This window comes from Mycolicibacterium tusciae, from assembly GCF_002086795.1.
Taxonomy (GTDB): Bacteria; Actinomycetota; Actinomycetes; order Mycobacteriales; family Mycobacteriaceae; genus Mycobacterium; species Mycobacterium tusciae.
Window position 1 is genome coordinate 47,330 of sequence record NZ_MVIM01000013.1, and the last position, 20,361, is coordinate 67,690.

Below are 20,361 nucleotides of genomic sequence, written 5' to 3' on the forward strand. Positions count from 1 at the left end.
CTGCGTGTCACGTGCCCGCTAGGGGACCGCCCAAACCTCTACTTGCGGGGTGGGCGCAGGACTTTCATCGCGAGGCGCATGACCGGTGCCGGAACTTGATCTCTGGCTTCGAGCGCCGCGCTGGCCATCCTGGTCCGCACCGGTGTGCCTCGACCGAACACGCGGTTGAGCGGTCCGCCGGAGGGTTCGAGGTCAAAGTGCAGCGGGGGCTTACCGTCAGCGGCGCCGAGCGCATTGGAGATGACGATGCGCTGAATCTCGCTGGTGCCCTCGAAAATGGTGTACAGCTTGGCATCCCGATACCACTTCTCGACGGGATGGTCTTTGATGTAGCCCCAGCCACCCATGGTCTGGATCGCGCGTTCGGTGGTCTTGACGGCCACCTCGCTGGCGGCGAGCTTCGCCATGGACCCCTCGCCGCGTTCGAACGGGACGCCGCTGCCGGCCATCCAGGAGGCGCGCCAGGTGAGCAGCCGAGCGGCGTCGATCGCCGTCGCGAGGTCGGCGAGCGGGAACGCAATTCCCTGGTGATCGATGATCGGCGCCCCGAACGCTTCCCGGCGGTTGGCGTACTCGGTGGCGTATTCCATTGCCGCCCTGGCGATCCCGAGAGCCTGCGCGGCGACCATCGGCCGCGTCTGCTCGAACGTGCCGAGGGTGGCCGAGCCGGACTTCTTGCCGCCGGCCACGACTTCGCGTGCCTTGGCGAGCTTGTATTCGAGTTTGTCGTTTCCGCCTAGCAGGTTGGCGGCGGGCACGCGGACGTCGGTGAATTTGAGCTCGGCGGTGTGCGAGGCGCGGCACCCCAGCTTGTCGAGCTTGCGGACCATCTCCAGACCTGGGGTGCCGCCGGGCACGATGAACAACGCCTGCCCCTTGTGGCCGAGCTCTTCGTCGACGACGGCGTTGACGACGTGGACGTTGGCGATGCCGCCGTTGCCGATCCACATTTTGTGGCCGTTGATGATCCAGTCGGCATCCGGTCCCGAACCGTCGCGGTGGGCGGTGGTGCGCAGGTTACGGACGTCGCTGCCGCCTTCGGGTTCGGAGATCGCCAGCGCGGCGAGCTTCAAATCGCCTGGCGTTCCGAAGCATTCGGGCGCCCACTCGAGCATCTGTTCTGGTGACGCCGCCTGGCCGATGGCCGAGAGCGCGAGCGCCGGCATCACGACGGCCAGGCCGATCCCGGCGCAGCCCCAGAACAGCTCTTCCATGAACATCGGCAGGGAAAGCCCGGTGGGATCGCCGATGAGATCGCGATAGAACAGCGGACTGTAGAAGCCGCGGGCCGCCGCCTCTTCCAGGACGGGCCACGGAAACTCCTGGCGCTGGTCGTACTCCGCTGCCACCGGGCGCACGACTTCTTCGGCGAACTCGTGGGTGCGGCGAGCGAGGTCGTGCTGCGCTGCCGTCGGGGTGAGATCGAATGTCACAGGCCTTCGATTAGCCGTCCGTCGCCCATTCGAAACACTTGTTCACTGAACAAGGACAAGCCCCCGGGATGTCTGGGGGAGACATCGCGGGGGCTTGTCGGGGGGAGGGCCTAGATGCCGTCTACTTCACGTCGACGTAGACCGTCTTGCTGAGCAACTTGGTGCTCAGATCGTCACCTGGACCACTGTGGTCGGTGCGGCTGTACGTCTGCCCTGGCCGCACCGCAACAACGCTGGCTTGTTCGAGCGGCGCGTTACCGAGACGGTTGACGACGACCTGGTAGCCCTGCGCCTCCAGCTTGCTGATGGTGTCCTGCGCGTTCCCGGGTCCCGTCGGCGCCGCCAGAGCGGGCGCGGCCAGTCCGAGAAATGCGGCAGTGAGTGCACTCGCAGCGACTGTGGCGAATCCAAACTTCTTCATCTTTCCGAGCCCTCTTCCTTCTTGCTTTTCGTATTGCGAGCCGTGGCGAATGTCGCGGTTCGAGCTGCAGCTGATCTGGTAAACCTGGTGGTCAGGGATTTAATTCCGGTGGCAGCAATTGGTTGTCGAATGGCAGGAATTGCGCTGCGGAAACGTCAAGTGGCCCACGATCGTCGGATGTGATTGGACCAGCAGGTGCCACGCCAGCACACTGGTAGCCGATGAGGATCGCCGGTCTGCGGCTGCGCCAACGCGACGGGGTGACGTGCGGCCCGTCGGTCGCGGTGATGGCCGGCGCGCTGCTCGATCCCACCCGTCATGCGGCGTTGGCCGAACGGGAATCCGGGGCCGCGCTGTTCGCGGCCGAGCAGCTTCGCGTGCACGCCGACGTGAATCGAATCTGGCCGCGGCGGCTCGGTACGACGCCGTGGGGGATGGCCCGGGCGATCACGGCGATGGGTGCGACGGCGGGTGTCTGTTACCGGTGGCGGTTGTTTCGGGGCCGGCGCGACAAGCTCGTGGATGTGCTGGCGGCGGTCGGCCGTGATCGGCCGGTGGCGATGCTCGTCGGACGCGGGATTCCGAGGCACTGGGTGCTGATCGTCGCGGCGCGCGCAGACACGCTGACGTGCTACGAACCCTCGTCGGGCGAGTTGCGCACGGTCGACGTCGCCGCAGTGCGGGAGTCGCGCCTCACGGGCCTGGGCTTCCCGCGCCCGTTTGCGTTCGTGCTGCCCCGTTCGAACGTATGATCGAATGGTGGGTGAGCTCCAGTCGATCGGCTACAACGGGCAGCCCGTGCAGCAGGCGTTCCGTCGGGTCGATCCGCCGGTCGCGGTACTTGTCGACCTGGCCACCGTGTTCCCGCGCGAGCCGCACCGGACGGGCGGCTACAACCCTGCCGGATTGCAGATGCATTCGATCGTCGAGGGCAGGCTGTCGTGCTGGGCCATCTGCGAACAGGGCTTCTGGTGGGGCCTGGTCACCTACGAGATCGCCTATGGCGCGCGCCGCAAGGCGGTGACACATTGGATCCCCGCCTGGACGTTGAAGCGCAAGGCGAACTAGGGGCCCTCGTCGTCCTCGGGCAGGAGGTACTTCTCCGGGTGGTGGTAGTTGTTCACTCTCGCCTGGCCGGTGTCCAGGTGTGACGGCGGAATCCATTCGGTGCGGCCGTCTTTGCGCTTCCGCGTCACCCAGCCGCCGTTCTCGATGAGGCGATTGTCGGGCCCGCACGCCATCGTCATCTTGGTGATGTCGGTGGGCCCGTTCTCCGCTGCCCAACCCTCGACGTGGTGCGCCTGGCACCAGTATCCGGGCGCAGTGCAGCCCGGCCGCGTGCACCCGCGATCGAGCGCGTGCAGCACGATCCGCTGGCCCGGCGACGCGAAGCGCTTGGTGTGCCCGAGGTACAGCGGCTCGCGGGTGTGCTTGTCGTAGATCACGAGATAGTGATGCGCGTGGCTCGCGAGCCGGATGATGTCGCGCATCGGCAGCAACGACCCGCCACCGGTGACGCCCTGACCCACACCGGCTTCGAGCTCCTGCAGTGTGGTGGACACGATGATGGTCGTCGGCAAACCGTTGTGCTTGCCGAGCTCGCCGGACGCCAAAACCGCACGGCCCATTGCCTTCAACGCGTCGTGATTGCGTTGGGCCTGGCTGCGCTGATCCATGCGGGCCTCATCGACACCGGGCTCACCGTCCACGCACGGCTTTTCGTCGTCCGGATTGCACATGCCCGGTGCTGCCAGCTTGGCGAACACGGCATCGAGCGTTGCGCGTGCCTCTGGATCGAGTAGCCCGCTGATCTTGCTCATTCCGTCGATGTCCTGCCTATGGACAGTCAGGCGGCGCCGGCGAGCGCGCTCCGCTTCGTTGGGCGGGTCGCCGTCCTGATTCGCGAGATACGCCAACCTGTCTGCGGCCTGGCGAAACTCCGTCGGACCGAGTCCGCCGGCAAGATCGGCCAGATGAGACTCCACTTCCTCGTGAAGGTCGGCGGGAATGTGGGCTGGCAGCTTGTGGAAGAACTCATCGACGACCTTCACGTGTTCTGCTCCGATGGCGCCGCGCTGCTGCGCCGCAGCGACATTGGGCAGCTTCGGCGCTAGCTGCTCTCCTGTCATGGCCCTTCGCGGTCCGAGTAGTTCGGCCTCCTTGATCCGCTGCCGCGCCGCATTGATCGAGATGCGCAATGCGGTGGCCAATGCGTCGGCCCAGTTCTTGGCGCCGACTTCCGCTGGCTCGGCCCTGTTGCGCAGGCTCTGGATAAGGCGGTGTTCGACGGTGGGCTGGCGACGTCGATCCGTCTCGAGCTCGCCGAGCAGATTGAGCAACTCAGGCACAGTCAACGCATCGAGCGACAACTCCGCTACCTCGTCGCGCGCCGCCCGAAGGCGCTCGACAGCGGCCTGCGCCGCGGCCATGCCCCTAGGCCGACATCCGAGTCATGAGGAGCTGGCCGCGCAAGCTCCGCTGCAGGGCGACCAGCTTCTGGTCGAGCTTGTCCAGCCGGGCCAGCAGTGCCTGGCCGTCGGTCCGGGACAACGTCTCCACGGGGAACCCCCCGACCGCCTTGCAGCCCGCTTCTATTGCATCGAGCGCTTCGATGAGCGCATTTCTATCCGAACGCATGTTCGAATCATAGCGCCGGGTTCCGACACGTGACGAAAGTTGTCCACAGGCGCTCAGGCCTCGTGTCCCGGCTCCAGATCACGCACATCGGCGAAGGTCACCAACTGCTCGAACTCGTCGGGGGCATCGCCGGCGACCGGCTCCAACAGATGCCCGACGTGATCGCCCAGGGCGTGACGTCCGAGCACCTCGCCCACGAACCAGCCCGCGGCGTCGTCGAGAATCGGCAGCCCGTGCGGACCCTCGTGCCACGGCGAGTGCGCGAACTTGTCCGTACGGTCGCCGGTCTCACTGCCGAACAGCCGCGCCAACTCCCGGTGCGTCCGAGGCAGTAGATGCACGGCCAGATGCGACGCGTCCTGCGCCACCCGGTACGTATGGTTCTTGTCGGACAGGCCGACCAAGAATCGAGGCGGCCCGATGCTGACCTGGCTGGTGAATCCCACCAGACAGCCGGCCCGCTGGTCGCCCGCGCGGGTGGTGACCACGTACATCGGATAGTCGAGCTTTGAGACCAGCTTCTCGAAGGCTTCCATCGCTATCCCGTCGCTAGGGTTGGGCTATGGCTAGAACGTACGCAACCGCCGACGCCGTCGATCTGCCGCAGCTGCTGGATTTCGTTCGGCCGCGACATCGCATGGTGCTCACCACATTTCGGTCGGACGGATCGTTGCAGAGTTCGCCGGTGACCGGCGGCGTCGACGATCACGGCCGTATCGTCATCGCGACCTACCCGCAACGGGCCAAGGCGGCCAACCTGAAGCGCACCCCGAGGGCCAGCGTCACCGTGTTGTCCGACGAGTTCAACGGTGCCTACGTGCAAGTCGACGGCGACGCCGAGGTCATCGACCTGCCCGATGCCGTTGAGCCGCTGGTCGACTACTTCCGCGCCGTCGCCGGCGAACATCCCGACTGGGACGAATACCGCAAGGCGATGGTCGACCAGGGCAAGTGCCTGATCCGCGTCACGCCAACGCGGTGGGGTCCGGTGGCGACCGGCGGCTTCCCACCGGAGCAAGCGCAGTAGCACTCAGCCGTCGATATCGAGCACCAGCGAGCCGGCCGGATCGGCGCGGAACTTTCCGGTGCCCGTTGCCGCCGAGAGCTCACCGGTGCCCAACACGGCGCGAACGGCCGCCGTCGCGACACCGTCGGCGAACTCACCGTCGTGCAGCAGAACCAGGCCGCCGCGCCGGCCGCCGATGGTTCCGGTGATGTGCTCGATCCCGACGTAGGTCGCCGACTTGTCCGGCGCGTAGGACATCAGCCATTTGGTGGTCGAGGTTCCATCGATGTCCCCGGAGTAGCGCTTCTCGACCAACGCCTCGGTGAGCTTGGTCTCCTCGTCGCCGGCCTGGAACGGCGTCTCGTCCCAGCCGGCGATCTCGAATTCCGCCTTGATTTGTGTGGTCATCAAGGGGGAATACCCCTCGATAACGCTTGGGAATCGAAAGGCCGAAGAGCGCACATCGCAGCGTATGTGGTAGTCAGAGCAGTGGGGACGCGTTGCGTCCGATAGCTAGTCAAACTATAGTCTGGACACATGTCCAGAGAGGTTCGGAGTACTTGAGTGACACGATTTGTCCTGCTCACCGGACCTGGATGTGTCCGCCTGCGCACATCGGCGTGAGCTGAACATGCGCATCGCACTGCTGTCCTATCGAAGTAAGACCCACTGTGGCGGGCAAGGGGTCTACGTCCGCCACCTGTCCCGCGGCCTCGTCGAGCTCGGGCACGACGTCGAGGTGTTCTCGGGCCAGCCGTACCCCGGCGGCCTCGATCCCCGGGTACGCCTGACCAAGGTGCCGAGCCTGGATCTCTACCGCGAACCGGACCCGTTCCGCATCCCGTGGCCCAACGAGATCAAGACGACCATCGACCTGCGCGAGCTGCTGACGACCTGGACCGCCGGGTTCCCCGAGCCCAAGACGTTCAGCCTGCGCGCCGCCCGTGCGCTCGCCGAGCGCCTCGACGACTTCGATGTCGTCCACGACAACCAGTGCCTCGGCTCTGGTCTGCTGAAGATCGCCGACCTCGGCCTGCCGGTGGTGGCGACCGTGCACCACCCGATCACGCGGGACCGCGTGCTGGACGTGTCCGCGGCACCCTGGTGGCGCAAGCCGCTGGTGCGCCGTTGGTACGGCTTCGCCGAGATGCAGAAGGACGTCGCGAGGCGCATCCCCGAACTGCTGACCGTCTCGTCGACGTCGGCCGCCGATATCGCCGAGGACTTCGGGGTGTCGCCGGATCAGCTGCACGTCGTACCGCTCGGCGTGGACACCGAACTGTTCAAGCCGTCCGAGCGGCGGGTGCGCAACCGCATCATCGCGATCGCCAGCGCCGACGTCCCGCTCAAGGGCGTCGCACACTTGCTGAACGCCGTCGCGAGGCTGCGCGTGGAACGTGACCTCGAACTGCAGCTCGTCGCCAAGCTCGAGCCCAACGGACCGACCGAGAAGCTGATCGCCGAACTCGGCATCTCCGACATCGTGCACAGCTCGAGCGGGGTAACCGACACCGAGCTCGCCGACCTGCTGGCATCCGCTGAAGTCGCCTGCATCCCTTCGCTTTACGAGGGCTTCTCGCTGCCGGCGGTGGAGGCGATGGCCAGCGGCACACCGATCGTCGCCAGCCGCGCGGGGGCGCTGCCCGAGGTCGTCGGCGCCGACGGTGACTGCGCCAGGTTGGTCACTCCGGCCGATGTCGACGAGTTGACCAGCGTGCTGGCCGAACTCCTCGACTCGCCGCTGGAGCTGCGCCGCCTCGGAGCCAATGGCCGCCAGCGCGCGCTGGATGTCTTCAGTTGGGAATCCGTTGCCGCGCAGACGGTTGCGGTATACGAACAAGCACGTGAGCGAGTCGCCGAATGCTGACCGTTGATTACGACCGACTGGGCGTCGGCGCGGGTACCAAGGTGATCGACGTCGGGTGCGGCGCAGGTAGGCACACCTTCGAGGCGTACCGCCGTGGCGCTGACGTCATCGGCTTCGATCAGAGCGTCGAGGACCTCAACGACGTCGACGAGATCCTGCAGGCCATGAAGGACAAGGGCGAGGCCCCGGCGTCGGCGACAGCCCAGGCGGTCAAGGGCGATGCGCTCGATCTTCCTTATGCCGAAGGCACTTTCGACTGCGTGATCGCCTCGGAGATCCTCGAGCACGTGCCCGAGGACGACCGGGCGATCTCGGAACTGGTCCGCGTGCTCAAACCGGGTGGCTCGCTGGCGATCACGGTGCCGCGCTGGCTGCCTGAGAAGGTGTGCTGGATCCTCTCCGACGAGTATCACGCCAACGAGGGCGGGCACATCCGGATCTACAAGGCCGACGTGTTGCGCGACAAGGTGCTCGCCCACGGCCTGCGGCTCACCGGCACGCACCATGCACATGCGCTGCACGCACCGTACTGGTGGCTGAAATGTGCTGTTGGAACGGAGAAGTCGGATCATCCCGCGGTGACCGCGTACCACAAGCTGCTGGTGTGGGACATGATGAGCCGGCCCTGGCTGACGCGCACCGCGGAGTCGGTGCTCAACCCGCTGATCGGTAAGAGCGTCGCGATGTACTTCGAGAAGCCGGTGGTTTGACGTTGAGTCGTGACATCCCAGGAGTAGCCGGCGTCCTGACGCCTGCGCAGTGCCGCCAAACCGCCCAGTCGATCGCAGACACCCAAGAGTCCTCGGGAGCGATCCCGTGGTTCGAGGGCGGCCATACCGACCCGTGGGATCACGTGGAAAACGCGATGGCACTGACGACGGCCGGACTCCTGGAACCGGCCCGCCGCGCGTTCGAATGGTGCCGCAGGACGCAGCGCCCCGATGGCTCATGGCCCATCCAATTCCGCAACGGCGTGGTCGAGGACTCCAACAGCGACAGCAATTTCTGTGCCTACATCGCGACCGGGGTGTGGCACCACGTGCTGATCACCGGCGATCGCCGATTCGCCGAGAAGATGTGGCCGGTGGTGACCAAGGCTGTCGACTTCGTGCTCGACATGCAGCTCAGCGGTGGCGAAATCTCCTGGGCCAGAAGCTCGAACGGGCTCGAGCCCGAAGCACTGCTCACCGGATGCTCGAGTATTTATCACAGCCTGCGTTGCGCGCTGGCGCTCGCGGACTACTTCGGGGATCCGCAGCCCGAGTGGGAGCTCGCGGTGGGTCGTCTCGGCCACGTGATCGCCGAGCATCCGGACGCCTTCGTGACCAAGGACCGCTGGTCGATGGAGTGGTACTACCCAGTGCTAGGTGGCGCGATGCGCGGTGCCGCCGCTCGGGCACGCATCGACGAACGGTGGGACAACTTCGTCGTCGGCGGCCTCGGTATCCGCTGCGTCGACGACAGGCCGTGGGTCACCGGGGCCGAAACCTGTGAGCTGGTAATGGCTTTGGACGCGATCGGCGACACGGCCCGCGCACACGAGCAATTCGCGGCGATGCACCACCTGCGTGAAGAGGACGGCTCCTACTGGACCGGCCTCGTCTACGCCGACGGCAAACGGTGGCCGGTGGAACGCACCACGTGGACCGGCGCGGCGATGATTCTCGCCGCCGACGCGCTGTCGCGCACGACGCCGGCCAACGGCATCTTCCGCGGCGCCGATCTGCCGCGCGGCCTCGTGGGCGAGTACGACTGCGAGTGCGCGACCAGCGACCGCTAGCGCGGTCCTACGGCAAGCTCAGCGCGCTTAACGGGTTGATTACCAGCACCACGTGCGTCCGATCAACCCGTTAGGGCACAGGACCGCGCGGCTGATCCAGCCCGCCAGCCGTTACAAGGCCTCGCCGGGTACGCCGGACACCCGCTCCAGCACCCGCATCGACCCGGTCGCCGACACCTCGCGGAAATCGCCGGTGTCCAGCGCGCGGCGGTAGACGTGGTACGGCGCCTGGCCGCCGTCGTCGGGGTTCGGGAACACGTCGTGAATGATCAGCGCGCCGCCGACCAGCACCCACCGCACCCAGCCGTCAAAGTCGCGCTGGGCGGCCTCCTCGGTGTGACCGCCGTCGATGAACAACAGCCGCAACGGAGTTCGCCACCCTCGGGCCACCGTCGTCGACCGGCCGACCACCGCGACGACATGGTCGTCCACCCCCGCGGCATCAAGCGTGTGACGCAGCGTCGGCAGCGTGTCGAACAATCCGGTGACCGGGTCGACCATCGACTCGTCGTGGTACTCCCACCCCGGCTGGTGCTCTTCGGAACCGTGGTGGTGGTCGATCGTGAAGACCACGCCGCCGCTCTGCTGCGCCGCGGCACCGAGCAGAACCGTCGATCTACCGCAGTAGGTCCCGATCTCCACGCCGACACCGTCGCCCAGGTAGCGGACGGCGGTGTCGTACAGCGTGCGCCCCTCGTCGGCGGGCATGAAGCCGGTCACCTCGTCGGCGAGCGCGAACAGGCGGGCAGCGGCCTCGGGCAGGGCGGTGTCGCCGCCCTCGGGGAGCGCAGTATCGGTAGTGCTCATGGGGGCCAACCTACCGTTGCTGGTCAAGGGCAGTTGTAGTAGCGTCCGGACATGTGTCCGACACGACCCTGGAGTCGACTCGGCGCCGTCTGACCGCCAAGCAGGCCGACACCGTCGATCGCCTGGGAAGGGCCGCGGTCGAGCTCCTCAGCAGGGATGGTTTCACCGGCCTGACCGTGCGCCGCGTGGCTGCCGAGGCAGGAGTCGGAGCGGCCACCGCCTATACGTATTTCTCGTCCAAAGAGCATCTGGTCGCCGAGGTCTTCTGGCGCCGTCTCGCCGCCTCGCCGCCGGCGAGCCACGGTTCCGATGACCCGGCGGCGCGGGTCACCGAGGTGCTCCGGCACATCGCCCTGCTGGTCGCCGACGAACCCGAATTCGCTTGTGCGGTAACCAATGCGCTGCTCGGCCGGGATCCCGACGTCGAGGTGCTGCGGCTGCGCATCGGGCGTGACATCCGTGACCGGCTGACCGCTGCGCTCGGACCCGCCGTCGATCCCGACGTCGTCGACTCGCTGGAAATGCTGTACTCCGGTGCGCTGGTGCGCGCCGGAATGGGTTACGCATCGTACGCCGAGATCGCGCAGCGGTTGGAGAAGTCTGCGCGGCTGATGCTCGGTTAGCGAGGGCCGAGGATCGCCGTCGATGCGACGATGGCCGGCTCGACGATGCCCTGTATGTCGTGGCCCGCCTCGACGAACAGGGCGGTCAGCTCACGCAGACCACCGAGCACGATAAGCGCCAGCGGCCGGGAGATCGGTGCGATCTGTGCGCGACGGAATCCGGGACTGTCGCTGAGATCGACCAGCATGTCGGTGAGGTGTTCCATCGCAACGCGGTGCAGCGGCTGAGCCACGGCGCCCAGCGCGGGAAGCTCGCGGATCCAGGCGAGCGTGATCTCCGGCCGCGCTTCGATGTGGCCGACGTAGGCGCCGACGGCCTGGCGGATCTGCTCCTGCCAGTCCGCCTCCGGGTCGACGGCGTTGCGAATGTTGGTGATCAGGGTCTCGTTGTTCCGGCGCAGCAGCTCGATCAGGCAGTCTTCCTTGCTGGCGAACTGCGCGTAGAAGGTGCGCTTCGAGGTGCGGGCATGCCGGACGATGTCCGCGACGGTGGTGTCGCGGAAACCGCGCTCGATGATCGACGCCGCCATGCCGTCGAGTAAGCGGTCGCGAAACGGGTCGGTCCCCTGCGCTTCGGATTGCGAATCACGCTGGCCGAGCGCTGCCGTCACGTCGCCTCCCTCCGGACTCTTGCACATTGCTGGTACTAACCGGTACCGTACTACACGAACCTGCGGTACACCGTAGTACCAGTCCGCCGTAGTTCCAGGACTCTGTCGTCCTGGCGAGATGGCTTGGGAGTGCACCATGAGCGATGGGCCCACGCGCGACGCGGTGGGGACTGAGATCCTCGACAGGCCCGCCGTAACGTCCAGCGCCGTCAGGATGCCGCCAGGCCCGCGGTTGCCGAAGTGGGTGCAGGGCGCCGGCTACATCGTCTCGCGAAACTGGGTGTACGAGCGGATCGCTCGCCGCCACGGCGAAGTCTTCACCATGAACCTGCCCATGTTCGGCGAGACCGTCATCGTCGCCGACCCGCAGTTGGCCAAGCAGTTGTTCACGGCCAGCACCGACGATGTAGGCAACGTCCAGCCAAATCTGTCGAGGGTGCTCGGCAGCGGATCGGTGTTCGCGCTCGACGGTGCCGACCACCGCAGGCGCCGCAAGCTGCTGACGCCACCGTTTCACGGTAAGAGCATCAAGAACTACGAGAAGATCTTCGAAGAGGAGACGCTGCGCGAGTCGGCGAATTGGCCAGAGGGCCAAGCATTCCCGACGCTCGAGCCGATGATGCGGATCACGCTCAACGCGATCCTGCGAGCGGTGTTCGGAGCCGACGGGCAACAGCTCGACGAGCTGCGGCGCATCATTCCACCGTGGGTCACGCTCGGTTCGCGACTGGCCGTGGTGCCTATGCCGACGCGTGACTACGGCCGGTTCAGCCCCTGGGGCAGGCTCGCCGAATACCGGCGCCGGTACGACGACGTCATCGGCAGGCTGATCGACCACGTCAAAGCCGACCCGAACTTCGACAGCCGCGACGACGTGCTCGCACTGCTGCTGCGCAGCACGTACGAGGACGGGTCGGAGATGTCACGCAGCGACATCGGCGACGAGTTGTTGACGCTGCTGGCCGCCGGGCACGAAACGACGGCGTCCACCCTCGGATGGGCGTTCGAGCGCGTCACGCGTCATCCGGAGGTGCTGACCGCCCTGGTCGACGAGGCCGCGACCGACGACAACGAGTACCGGCAGGCCACCATCCTGGAGGTGCAGCGGGCCCGCACCGTCATCGACTTCGCGGGCCGACACGTCTACGCGCCGACATTCCAGCTCGGCGACTGGGTGATCCCGCGGGGCACGTCCATCGTGGTCGCGATAGCGCAACTGCACAACCGTGCCGAGGACTTCGCCGAACCGGATCGTTTCGACCCGCAGCGCTACATCGGGTCCAGGCCGCCGACGTTCGCGTTCGTCCCGTTCGGTGGCGGCACCCGGCGGTGCGTCGGCGCGGCATTCGCCAACGTCGAGATGGACGTGGTGCTGCGGACGGTGTTGCGGCACTTCGTGATCGACGCGACGACGGCGCCCGGCGAGAAGGTGCACTCGCGCGGTGTGGCCTTCACCCCAAAGCATGGCGGGCGCATCATCGTGCACCGCCGCGAGACCCCGCTGGGCTAGGAGAAAGCAATGACGGACGCGGCGATCAGCGACATGGAAGACACCAACGGCACCGACGACACCGAAGCCGCCGAGGCGCCGTCGGCCAAGATGCCACCGGCGGTGCGGCTGCCGAAGGTGGCGCAAGGGGTGCTGCTCGCCGGCTTTCGGCGCTTCTTCCTGCGCACCACGCTGAAGCGCCACGGCCCCGTCTTCGCGATCAACGTCCCGTTCTTCGGCCGTAGCGTTGTGGTCTCCGACCCTGCGCTGGTGCGGAAGGTGTTCCTGGCGAGCACCGACGAGCTGATCAATGTGAAGCCGAACCTCAGCAGGATCTTCGGGCCCGGGTCGGTGTTCGCACTCGACAACAAGGAGCACCGGGCGCGCCGCAAGCTGCTGGCGCCGCCGTTCCACGGGCAGAGCATCAGGAACTACGAAAAGGTCATCGAAGAGGAGACCCTGCGCGAGACCGCGACGTGGCCCGAGGGGCGCGAGTTCGCGACGCTCGAGCCGATGAACAGGATCACGCTGAATGTCATCCTGCGCACGGTATTCGGCGCCGACGGAGCCCAACTGGACTACTTGCGCGAGATCATCCCGCCGTGGGCCAAGCTGGCGTCGCGAATGGCCACGCTGCCCGAGCCCCCGTTCGGCACCGGGCGGTACAGCCCGTGGGGCCGGCTGGCGGAGTTCCGTCGAAACTTCGATTGCACCGTGTTCGCGCTGATCGAAAAGGCCGAGGCCGATCCGCGACTCGAGGACCGCACCGACATCCTGGCGCTGCTGCTGCGCAGCCGATACGAGGACGGCACCCCGATGTCGCACCAGGACATCTCCGACGAACTACTGACCCTATTGGGTGCCGGGCACGAGACGACCGCGTCGACCCTGGGCTGGGCGTTCGAGCGGTTGCGCCGTCATCCCGAAGTCCTCGCCAAGCTGGTGGAGGAGAACGACGAGGGCGGTAACGAGTACCGCCAGGCCACAATCGTTGAGCTGCAACGGAACCGGACCGTCATCGACTTCTCCGGTCGCCACGTCGTCGCGCCGCACTTCGATCTCGGCGAATGGCGGGTTCCGCACGGCTACACGGTGATCGTCTCGATCGGCAACGTGCACGCCAACCCCGACACCTTCCCGAACCCCGAGCGCTTCGACCCGAACCGGTTCCTGGGCACCAGGACCCCGACGGCGTGGATACCGTTCGGCGGTGGCACCCGCCGCTGCATCGGGGCGGCGTTCGCCAACGTCGAGATGGACGTCGTGCTGCGAACCATTCTGCGGCACTTCGTCATTGAGACCGACGATGCCCCTGATGAGAAGATCCACTTCCGCGGCATCGCCTTCACTCCGAAAGACGGCGGGCTCGTCACCGTGCGCCGGCGGTGACGCGCATGGGCTAGTTTCGTCCCATGAGTCTGGTCGAGATGATCAACGGCGGCATGGAAGCCACCATCCCCGCTGCGCACAAGCTCGGGATCAAGGCCGTCGAGGCGCGCCGCGGTTATGCCGCGGCCACCGTGCCGTTGGAGGGCAACGGCAATCACTTCGGCGTCGTGTACGCCGGAGTCGAGTTCACCGTCGCCGAAATTCTGGGCGGCATCATCGCGATCGCGAGCTTCGATGCCGCCAAGTATTACCCGCTGGTGAAGAAACTCGACATCGAGTTCACCGCGGCCGCGCGCAGTGACCTGCGCGCCGAAGCGACCTTGGACGAGGACGAATTACGTCGCGTCGAAACCGAAGCCGCGGAGAACGGAAAGGCCGACTTCATGCTGGACGCCGTCGTCCGTGATGAAGCCGGCCAGACTGTGGCCCGCACCCGTGGGCTCTATCAGCTCCGGGCCCACGGGAAGTAGCCGCGCCTCCTAGACGGTGCTCCGTTTCGGCAGTTTCCAGCCGGCCCGGGGGAAGTGGCAGGTATAGCCGTTCGGGTAGCGCTCCAGGTAGTCCTGGTGCTCAGGCTCGGCCTCCCAGAAGTCGCTTGCGGGAGTCACTTCCGTGACGACCTTGCCGGGCCACAGCCCCGACGCGTCGACGTCGGCGATGGTGTCCAGCGCGACGGCCTTCTGCTCGTCGTCGAGGTAGAAGATCGCCGAGCGGTAACTCGTGCCGACGTCATTGCCCTGCCGGTTCTTCGTCGTCGGATCGTGGATCTGGAAGAAGAACTCGAGCAGCGCGCGGTAGTCGGTCTGCGCCGGGTCGTAGACGATCTCGATGGCCTCGGCGTGACCGGGGTGGTTGCGGTACGTCGCGTTCGCGTTCTCGCCGCCGGTGTAGCCGACGCGGGTGTCGACCACCCCGGGCTGCTTACGGATCAGATCCTCCATGCCCCAGAAGCAGCCGCCGGCCAGGATCGCCTTCCTGTACTCACTCATGCCTGTGCCTCCTTCTTCTCGAAGAGCCTCTTGTAGTCGCCATAACCCTCGGCGTCCAGATCATTGAGGTGGATGAACCTCAGCGAAGCCGAGTTGATGCAGTAGCGCAACCCACCCTCGGATCGCGGGCCGTCGGTGAACACGTGCCCGAGATGGCTGTCGCCCTGTGCCGACCTGACCTCGGTGCGCTTCATGAACAGGGTGCGGTCAACTTTCTCGACCACGTTCGCGTCCTCGATCGGCCGGGTGAAGCTCGGCCAGCCGGTGCCGCTCTCGAACTTGTCGACCGAGGCGAACAACGGTTCGCCGGACACCACGTCGACGTAGATGCCGGGCTCGTGGTTGTCCCAGTACTCGCCGGTGAACGGGCGCTCGGTGCCGTTCTCCTGGGTGACGTGATACTGCTCCGGCGACAACGCACTGACCGCGGCGGGATTCTTGTTGTATTGCACGCTCATATAACGGCCCGGGTAACGGCGCTGTTCCGTGCGGAGATTACGGAAGTGTGATGCGTACCAGCCTTGCCCTCGCCGCTGTCGTCGGCGCCGTTTGGGTCGCACCTGCGGCATCCGCGGAGACGACGGTATTGCCGGAACGACAGGGACCCGCAGGAGTCGTCTTCGTCGACAATCCGGCGATCGTGGACGCCCATCCGATGCCCGCCGACTCGTTCAGCCGCGTTTCCGGCGATGACGCCGTCGCCGTGCACTTCACGACCGGAACACCAGAGTGCTACGGCGTGCATGCCACCGTCACCGAGACCGCCGAGACCGTCAGCGTCGAGTTGCTTTCCGGCACGCGGCCCGAGGCGGTCGGCCGTGCCTGCATCATGATCGCGGTATCCGGCACCGTCGAGGTGCCGCTGGCCGGCCCGCTCGGTGACCGGCGGGTTCTCAGCGTGTCCTGACTGCTCGACAAACCTTAGTAGAACGTGTTCTAGTTCTGGTGTGACTGGCAGCACTTTCAGCCGCGACGAGTTGGTCGCGGCGTTCGAGAAGTTCGAAGCGACGGTCGATCGCGCGGCGCAGACCCGCGACTGGGATCCCTGGGTTGAGCAGTACACACCCGACGTCCTCTACGTCGAGCACGCGGCGGGCACCATGCGCGGTCGGGACGAGGTGCGCCCCTGGATCTGGCAGACGATGGAGAGCTTCCCGGGCAGCTACATGACGTCGTTTCCGTCGCTGTGGTCGGTGTTCGACGAGGCAACCGGACGGGTCATCTGCGAGCTCGACAATCCGATGCGTGACCCCGGCGACGGCACGATCATCACGGCCACCAACATCTCGATCATCACGTACGCGGGCGACGGGCTGTGGCGCCGTCAGGAGGACATCTACAACCCGTTGCGGTTCGTGAGGGCCGCGGTGAAGTGGTGCCGTAAGGCGCAGGAACTTGGCACGCTGCCCGACGAAGCGGCCGAATGGATGAAGCAGTTCGGCGGGCAATCGGGCGGGCAGAAGTGACCGCACTGGTCATCGGCGCCAACGGCTATCTGGGCTCGCACGTCACCCGCCAGCTCGCCGCCTTGGGCGGCGATGTGCGTGTCATGGTGCGCGACGGGGCCAACACGATCGGCATCGACGACCTCGATGTCACACGGTTCATCGGCGACATCTGGGACAACCAGACCCTGCGCGAAGCGATGGCCGGCGTCGAGGACGTCTACTACTGCGTTGTCGACACCCGCGGCTGGCTGCGCGATCCCGCGCCGCTGTTCCACACCAACGTCGACGGCACCCGCAACGTGCTGGAGATCGCGAAAGATGCTGGGCTGCATCGGTTCGTCTTCACCAGCAGCTACGTCACCGTCGGCCGAAAGCGCGGGCGCATCGCCACCGAGGACGACATCGTCGTCGAGAGGGGCCTGACGCCGTACGTTCGCTCCCGGGTCCAGGCAGAAAAACTCGTGCTGCAGTACGCGCGTGACTATGGCCTGCCCGCCGTCGCGATGTGTGTGTCGACGACGTACGGCGCGGGCGACTGGGGTATGACCCCCCACGGCGCGCTCATCGCCGGCACCGCGTTCGGAAAGTTGCCGTTCGTGATGGACAAGATCGAGCTCGAAGCGGTCGGTATCGACGACGCGGCGCGGGCACTGCTGCTGGCCGCCGAGAAAGGCCGGATCGGCGAGCGTTATCTGATCTCGGACAAGATGATCAGCAACGCCGAGGTGGTGCGCATCGCGGCCGAGGCGGCCGGGGTGCCCGCACCGACCAAGTCGATTCCGCTGCCGGTGTCGTATGCGATGGCCGCACTCGGCAGCGCGAAGGCCAAGCTGCGCGGCACCGACGAACAACTGTCGATGGGGTCGCTGCGTCTCATGCGAGCCGAGGCGCCCGTGGCGTGTGACAAGGCCAAGCGGGAGCTGGGATGGCAGCCCCGACCCGTCGAGGAGTCGATCCGGGAAGCGGCGCGCTTCTGGGTCGGGCTGCGGGAGGCCAGACGCAAGACCAAATCGCGATCGGATGGCAGCGCAGGCTAATCTGAAGGCCGCCCTTCAAGATCAACGGCGGTGTACATGGCAGGCGGTGTGGAACATCCCCTGCGCGGCCGACATGACGAGTGCGAGGAGCTGGACCGTCTAGTCGAGGCTGCCGGCAGGGGTGAGAGCCGGGTCGTCGTGCTGCGCGGCGAGGCGGGCGTCGGCAAGACCGCATTGCTGGACTACGTCGCCGAGCGCGGCGCCGGGTTCCATGTCGCGCGCGCAGCCGGTGCCGAGGCCGAGGTCGAACTCGCCTTCGCGGGTCTGCACCAGCTGTGCGCCCCGATGCTGGACCGTCTGGATGCCCTGCCCGCGCCGCAACGCGATGCGCTTGCCACGGCGTTCGGCCGGAGCGCGGGACCGCCGCCGGACCGCTTCCTGGTGGGCCTCGCGGTGCTGAGCCTGCTCGCCTTGGTCACCGCGGACCGACCGCTGATCTGCATCGTCGACGACGCCCAATGGCTGGACCAGGTCTCTGCGCAGACGCTCGCGTTCGTCGCGCGCCGGCTGCTGGCCGAGCCGGTGGCGCTGGTGTTCGCGGTGCGCAGCACCGTTGCCGACGAGTTGACCGGGTTACCAGAGATGGAGATCCGCGGTCTGTCCGACGGGGACTCACGAGCCCTGTTGGACACCGTTATTCGTGGCCGCCTCGACGAGCGGGTGCGGGAACGGATCATCGCCGAGGCGCGCGGCAATCCGCTGGCGCTGTTGGAGTTGCCCCGTGATCCCGCCGCAGCCGAGGGCGGCTACGGTCGCCCGGACGCGCGCGCCCCGTCGAATCACCTCGAACAGAGCTTCGTGCGGCGGGTCAAGTCGCTGCCGGCGCCGACGCAGAAGCTGTTGCTGGCCGCGGCGGCAGAGCCCGTCGGCGACAAGGCCCTGTTGATCCGGGCCGCGCACCGGATGGGGATCACCCCCGACGACGCCGCGCATGCAGAGGCCGAGGGACTCATCGAGATAGGCACCAGGGTCCGCTTCCGCCATCCGCTGATGCGCTCGGCCGCCTACTTCGCCGCCGACGTCGACGATCGCCGCCAGGCCCACCGCGCACTCGCCGAGGAAACCGATCCGAACTCCGATCCGGATCGCCGGGCCTGGCACGGCGCCAACGCCGCGTTCGGCACCGATGACGATGTCGCCGACGAACTCGAGAAATCCGCCGACCGCGCGGCCGCCAGAGGAGGTGTCGCCGCCGCGGCCGCGTTCCTGGAGCGGGCCACCGAACTGACATCGGACCCGGCGCGCCGAGGAGCCAGGGCGCTGGCCGCCGCCGAGGCGAAGTTCGCGGCCACGTCGTCGGACGCGGCGTATGGGCTGCTGGCAATCGCCGAGATGAGCCCGCTGGACGCCCTGCAGCGGGCCAGGTCCCAACGGCTGCGCGCGAGGATCTCCTTCGTCGAGAGTCGCGGCGGCATGGAGGGTGCTGCGCCGGTCGCCGACACCGCGCTGGAATTGCTCGATGCCGCCAGGGGTCTGGAAGGACTCGACGACGCGTTGGCTCGCGAGACTTACCTCGACGCGCTGGGTGCCGCGATGTACGCAGGTCGGCTGTGCCCGCACGGCGGCCCCATCGTCGTCGCCGAACCGGCGCGCCACGCGCCTGTAGGCCCGCAACCGGCACGCCCGCACGATCTGCTGCTGGACGGCTTGGCGATGCGGTTCACAGCCGGCCACGCTGCGAGCCTGCCGACGTTGCGCACCGCCATGACGAAGGTGCTCGAGGCGGCACAGCACACCGACGACGACGTGATGCGATCGTTCTGGCAGGGCTTTCCCATTGCGCAGGAATGCGCCGCTGGGGAATTGTGGGACGACGCCATGTGGCACGACGTCGGCACCACCGCGGTTCGCCTGGCGCGCGAATCGGGTGCGCTCGCGATGCTCCCGCTGGCGCTGGCGACACGTGCGGGCACCCACGTGTTCGCGGGCGAGTTCGATGCGGCCGCGGCGCTGATCGAGGAGGCCAACACGATCTCCGCCGCAATGGGATTGGCGCCGGTGCGCTACCACGCCATCTCCCTCACCGTCTGGCGCGGCGCCGAGGACGAGGCAGTGCGGATGATCGAGGCGACGGCGCAACTGGCGGCGTCCCGCGGCGAGGGCAGGGTCATCGGCTTGCTCGGGTGCTTCACCGCGATCCTCAACAACGGGCTCGGCCGTTATCAAGAAGCGCTCACCGCGGCGAAGCGGGCGTGTGAGCACGAGGACCTGGGCCCGTACCGGTTGGCGCTCGCCGAACTCATCGAGGCGGGTGTCCGGTGTGGCGACCGGGAAGCGGCCGCCCGCGGAGTCACGCTGATGGAGACGCAGGCCGTCGCCGAAACGGATTGGGCGCTGGGCACATTGGCCCGCTGCCGGGCGCTCGCCGCCGACGACCAGACCGCTGAGGCGCTCTACCGCGAGGCAATCGAACGGCTCGGTCGCACCGGGATGAAGGTCTACCTTGCGCGTTCGCATCTCGTGTTCGGGGAGTGGCTGCGCCGCATGAATCGGCGGGTCGACGCCCGCGAGCAGCTGGGCACCGCGCACGACATGTTCGTCCGTATGGGATCCGAGAGCTTCGCCGAGCGGGCCCGCCGCGAGCTGCTTGTCACCGGTGAGAAGACCCAGAAGCGTGCGATCGGCACGGGCGACGGGCTGACGGCGCAGGAGGGGCAGATCGCGCAGCTGGCCGGCGCCGGCCTGACCAATCAGGAGATCGGCGCGCAGCTGTTCATCAGCGCCCACACCGTCGAATGGCATCTGCGCAAGGTGTTCGCCAAGCTCGGCATCAAATCCCGTCGGCAGCTGCGGGGGCGACCCGCGGTCACCTAGCCGGACCATG

24 protein-coding genes are annotated in these 20,361 nt (G+C 67.1%); 14 read left to right on the plus strand and 10 right to left on the minus strand.

Annotated features, from left to right (window positions below):
* Positions 1–38: 38 nt before the first annotated feature.
* A complete protein-coding gene (locus tag BST47_RS21495) occupies positions 39–1,433 on the minus strand; it encodes an acyl-CoA dehydrogenase family protein (protein ID WP_083127682.1) in 1,395 nt (464 codons plus the stop codon).
* Between the two features lie 121 nt (positions 1,434–1,554).
* Positions 1,555–1,854 (minus strand): hypothetical protein, encoded by a 300-nt coding sequence (locus BST47_RS21500; protein WP_083127683.1) that lies wholly within the window; start codon positions 1,852–1,854, stop codon positions 1,555–1,557.
* Positions 1,855–2,075: 221 nt separating this feature from the next.
* On the opposite strand from BST47_RS21500, the gene BST47_RS21505 reads away from it, so the two are divergent.
* The gene (locus tag BST47_RS21505) at positions 2,076–2,606 is read left to right on the plus strand and encodes a cysteine peptidase family C39 domain-containing protein (protein ID WP_083127684.1); all 531 of its coding nucleotides are present in this window, start codon (positions 2,076–2,078) and stop codon (positions 2,604–2,606) included.
* 7 nt (positions 2,607–2,613) lie between these two features.
* Positions 2,614–2,922 carry a hypothetical protein gene (locus tag BST47_RS21510; RefSeq protein WP_083127788.1) on the plus strand — a complete coding sequence of 103 codons (309 nt, stop codon included), beginning with the start codon at positions 2,614–2,616 and terminating at the stop codon, positions 2,920–2,922.
* On the opposite strand, the gene BST47_RS21515 is transcribed toward BST47_RS21510, so the two are convergent.
* Genes BST47_RS21515 through BST47_RS21525 form a run of 3 tightly spaced genes read right to left on the minus strand, consistent with a single transcriptional unit; the run spans position 2,919 to position 5,027 of the window.
* On the minus strand, positions 2,919–4,283 hold the full coding sequence (locus tag BST47_RS21515; protein WP_083127685.1) for an HNH endonuclease signature motif containing protein: 1,365 nt from the start codon (positions 4,281–4,283) through the stop codon (positions 2,919–2,921). The two genes, BST47_RS21510 and BST47_RS21515, sit on opposite strands and share 4 nt — an antisense overlap.
* 4 nt (positions 4,284–4,287) lie before the next feature.
* On the minus strand, positions 4,288–4,491 hold the full coding sequence (locus tag BST47_RS21520) for a hypothetical protein (RefSeq protein WP_083127686.1): 204 nt from the start codon (positions 4,489–4,491) through the stop codon (positions 4,288–4,290).
* A gap of 53 nt (positions 4,492–4,544) precedes the next feature.
* Positions 4,545–5,027, minus strand: a complete 483-nt coding sequence (locus BST47_RS21525; RefSeq protein WP_083127687.1) for a flavin reductase family protein — start codon at positions 5,025–5,027, stop codon at positions 4,545–4,547.
* A 26-nt stretch (positions 5,028–5,053) separates the two neighbouring features.
* Here BST47_RS21525 and BST47_RS21530 point away from each other — a divergent pair, with 26 nt between their 5' ends.
* Positions 5,054–5,518 (plus strand): PPOX class F420-dependent oxidoreductase, encoded by a 465-nt coding sequence (locus BST47_RS21530; protein ID WP_083127688.1) that lies wholly within the window; start codon positions 5,054–5,056, stop codon positions 5,516–5,518.
* Positions 5,519–5,521: 3 nt separating this feature from the next.
* On the opposite strand, the gene BST47_RS21535 is transcribed toward BST47_RS21530, so the two are convergent.
* The gene (locus BST47_RS21535; RefSeq protein ID WP_083127689.1) at positions 5,522–5,905 is read right to left on the minus strand and encodes a DUF3224 domain-containing protein; all 384 of its coding nucleotides are present in this window, start codon (positions 5,903–5,905) and stop codon (positions 5,522–5,524) included.
* A 223-nt stretch (positions 5,906–6,128) separates the two neighbouring features.
* On the opposite strand from BST47_RS21535, the gene BST47_RS21540 reads away from it, so the two are divergent.
* The 3 genes from BST47_RS21540 to BST47_RS21550 are packed head-to-tail and all read left to right on the plus strand — an operon-like array spanning position 6,129 to position 9,144.
* The gene (locus BST47_RS21540) at positions 6,129–7,364 is read left to right on the plus strand and encodes an MMP alpha-(1->4)-mannosyltransferase (protein WP_083127690.1); all 1,236 of its coding nucleotides are present in this window, start codon (positions 6,129–6,131) and stop codon (positions 7,362–7,364) included.
* Positions 7,358–8,074 carry a class I SAM-dependent methyltransferase gene (locus tag BST47_RS21545; RefSeq protein WP_083127691.1) on the plus strand — a complete coding sequence of 239 codons (717 nt, stop codon included), beginning with the start codon at positions 7,358–7,360 and terminating at the stop codon, positions 8,072–8,074. Before BST47_RS21540 ends, BST47_RS21545 begins: the two co-directional genes overlap by 7 nt.
* Positions 8,071–9,144, plus strand: coding sequence for an MMP endo-(1,4)-3-O-methyl-alpha-D-mannosidase (locus BST47_RS21550; RefSeq protein WP_234809808.1), 1,074 nt, complete (start codon positions 8,071–8,073; stop codon positions 9,142–9,144). Before BST47_RS21545 ends, BST47_RS21550 begins: the two co-directional genes overlap by 4 nt.
* 111 nt (positions 9,145–9,255) lie before the next feature.
* On the opposite strand, the gene BST47_RS21555 is transcribed toward BST47_RS21550, so the two are convergent.
* A complete protein-coding gene (locus BST47_RS21555) occupies positions 9,256–9,951 on the minus strand; it encodes a class I SAM-dependent methyltransferase (RefSeq protein WP_083127693.1) in 696 nt (231 codons plus the stop codon).
* 53 nt (positions 9,952–10,004) lie between these two features.
* Here BST47_RS21555 and BST47_RS21560 point away from each other — a divergent pair, with 53 nt between their 5' ends.
* A complete protein-coding gene (locus BST47_RS21560) occupies positions 10,005–10,574 on the plus strand; it encodes a TetR/AcrR family transcriptional regulator (RefSeq protein ID WP_083127694.1) in 570 nt (189 codons plus the stop codon).
* Here the strand turns inward: BST47_RS21560 and BST47_RS21565 are convergent.
* Positions 10,571–11,185, minus strand: a complete 615-nt coding sequence (locus BST47_RS21565; protein WP_083127789.1) for a TetR/AcrR family transcriptional regulator — start codon at positions 11,183–11,185, stop codon at positions 10,571–10,573. The two genes, BST47_RS21560 and BST47_RS21565, sit on opposite strands and share 4 nt — an antisense overlap.
* 136 nt (positions 11,186–11,321) lie before the next feature.
* On the opposite strand from BST47_RS21565, the gene BST47_RS21570 reads away from it, so the two are divergent.
* From BST47_RS21570 to BST47_RS21580, 3 genes are read left to right on the plus strand one after another with little or no spacing between them, the layout of a single operon-like run.
* Positions 11,322–12,695, plus strand: coding sequence for a cytochrome P450 (locus BST47_RS21570; RefSeq protein ID WP_420094053.1), 1,374 nt, complete (start codon positions 11,322–11,324; stop codon positions 12,693–12,695).
* Between the two features lie 9 nt (positions 12,696–12,704).
* A complete protein-coding gene (locus BST47_RS21575) occupies positions 12,705–14,063 on the plus strand; it encodes a cytochrome P450 (protein WP_083127695.1) in 1,359 nt (452 codons plus the stop codon).
* Between the two features lie 23 nt (positions 14,064–14,086).
* Positions 14,087–14,533 (plus strand): YiiD C-terminal domain-containing protein, encoded by a 447-nt coding sequence (locus BST47_RS21580; protein WP_083127696.1) that lies wholly within the window; start codon positions 14,087–14,089, stop codon positions 14,531–14,533.
* A gap of 9 nt (positions 14,534–14,542) precedes the next feature.
* Here the strand turns inward: BST47_RS21580 and msrA are convergent, their stop codons facing one another.
* Both msrA and msrB read right to left on the minus strand, forming a co-directional pair.
* Positions 14,543–15,052: a peptide-methionine (S)-S-oxide reductase MsrA gene (gene msrA / locus BST47_RS21585; protein ID WP_083127697.1), complete on the minus strand. Its 510-nt coding sequence runs from the start codon at positions 15,050–15,052 to the stop codon at positions 14,543–14,545.
* Positions 15,049–15,510 carry a peptide-methionine (R)-S-oxide reductase MsrB gene (gene msrB / locus BST47_RS21590; protein WP_083127698.1) on the minus strand — a complete coding sequence of 154 codons (462 nt, stop codon included), beginning with the start codon at positions 15,508–15,510 and terminating at the stop codon, positions 15,049–15,051. The genes msrA and msrB overlap by 4 nt, the downstream gene beginning before the upstream one ends.
* Before the next feature lie 50 nt (positions 15,511–15,560).
* On the opposite strand from msrB, the gene BST47_RS21595 reads away from it, so the two are divergent.
* Genes BST47_RS21595 through BST47_RS21610 form a run of 4 tightly spaced genes read left to right on the plus strand, consistent with a single transcriptional unit; the run spans position 15,561 to position 20,351 of the window.
* Positions 15,561–15,959, plus strand: coding sequence for a hypothetical protein (locus tag BST47_RS21595; protein ID WP_083127699.1), 399 nt, complete (start codon positions 15,561–15,563; stop codon positions 15,957–15,959).
* Between the two features lie 40 nt (positions 15,960–15,999).
* The gene (locus tag BST47_RS21600; protein ID WP_083127700.1) at positions 16,000–16,518 is read left to right on the plus strand and encodes a nuclear transport factor 2 family protein; all 519 of its coding nucleotides are present in this window, start codon (positions 16,000–16,002) and stop codon (positions 16,516–16,518) included.
* Complete coding sequence (locus BST47_RS21605) at positions 16,515–17,537, plus strand: NAD-dependent epimerase/dehydratase family protein (protein ID WP_207568659.1); 1,023 nt, start codon at positions 16,515–16,517, stop codon at positions 17,535–17,537. The genes BST47_RS21600 and BST47_RS21605 overlap by 4 nt, the downstream gene beginning before the upstream one ends.
* Positions 17,538–17,573: 36 nt before the next feature.
* Entirely contained in the window at positions 17,574–20,351 is a 2,778-nt protein-coding gene (locus BST47_RS21610) for an AAA family ATPase (RefSeq protein ID WP_083127791.1), read from the plus strand.
* The last annotated feature ends 10 nt before the right edge of the window (positions 20,352–20,361 follow it).

What these genes read in the sequence shown, in the direction of transcription:
- BST47_RS21500 (WP_083127683.1), bottom strand. Translation starts at nt 1,854, where the DNA reads ATGAAGAAGTTTGGATTCGCCACAGTCGCTGCGAGTGCACTCACTGCC.
- BST47_RS21505 (WP_083127684.1), top strand. Translation starts at nt 2,076, where the DNA reads ATGAGGATCGCCGGTCTGCGGCTGCGCCAACGCGACGGGGTGACGTGC.
- BST47_RS21515 (WP_083127685.1), bottom strand. Translation starts at nt 4,283, where the DNA reads ATGGCCGCGGCGCAGGCCGCTGTCGAGCGCCTTCGGGCGGCGCGCGAC.
- BST47_RS21520 (WP_083127686.1), bottom strand. Translation starts at nt 4,491, where the DNA reads ATGCGTTCGGATAGAAATGCGCTCATCGAAGCGCTCGATGCAATAGAA.
- BST47_RS21525 (WP_083127687.1), bottom strand. Translation starts at nt 5,027, where the DNA reads ATGGAAGCCTTCGAGAAGCTGGTCTCAAAGCTCGACTATCCGATGTAC.
- BST47_RS21530 (WP_083127688.1), top strand. Translation starts at nt 5,054, where the DNA reads ATGGCTAGAACGTACGCAACCGCCGACGCCGTCGATCTGCCGCAGCTG.
- BST47_RS21535 (WP_083127689.1), bottom strand. Translation starts at nt 5,905, where the DNA reads ATGACCACACAAATCAAGGCGGAATTCGAGATCGCCGGCTGGGACGAG.
- BST47_RS21540 (WP_083127690.1), top strand. Translation starts at nt 6,129, where the DNA reads ATGCGCATCGCACTGCTGTCCTATCGAAGTAAGACCCACTGTGGCGGG.
- BST47_RS21545 (WP_083127691.1), top strand. Translation starts at nt 7,358, where the DNA reads ATGCTGACCGTTGATTACGACCGACTGGGCGTCGGCGCGGGTACCAAG.
- BST47_RS21555 (WP_083127693.1), bottom strand. Translation starts at nt 9,951, where the DNA reads ATGAGCACTACCGATACTGCGCTCCCCGAGGGCGGCGACACCGCCCTG.
- BST47_RS21570 (WP_420094053.1), top strand. Translation starts at nt 11,322, where the DNA reads ATGAGCGATGGGCCCACGCGCGACGCGGTGGGGACTGAGATCCTCGAC.
- BST47_RS21575 (WP_083127695.1), top strand. Translation starts at nt 12,705, where the DNA reads ATGACGGACGCGGCGATCAGCGACATGGAAGACACCAACGGCACCGAC.
- BST47_RS21580 (WP_083127696.1), top strand. Translation starts at nt 14,087, where the DNA reads ATGAGTCTGGTCGAGATGATCAACGGCGGCATGGAAGCCACCATCCCC.
- msrA (WP_083127697.1), bottom strand. Translation starts at nt 15,052, where the DNA reads ATGAGTGAGTACAGGAAGGCGATCCTGGCCGGCGGCTGCTTCTGGGGC.
- msrB (WP_083127698.1), bottom strand. Translation starts at nt 15,510, where the DNA reads ATGAGCGTGCAATACAACAAGAATCCCGCCGCGGTCAGTGCGTTGTCG.
- BST47_RS21595 (WP_083127699.1), top strand. Translation starts at nt 15,561, where the DNA reads ATGCGTACCAGCCTTGCCCTCGCCGCTGTCGTCGGCGCCGTTTGGGTC.
- BST47_RS21610 (WP_083127791.1), top strand. Translation starts at nt 17,574, where the DNA reads ATGGCAGGCGGTGTGGAACATCCCCTGCGCGGCCGACATGACGAGTGC.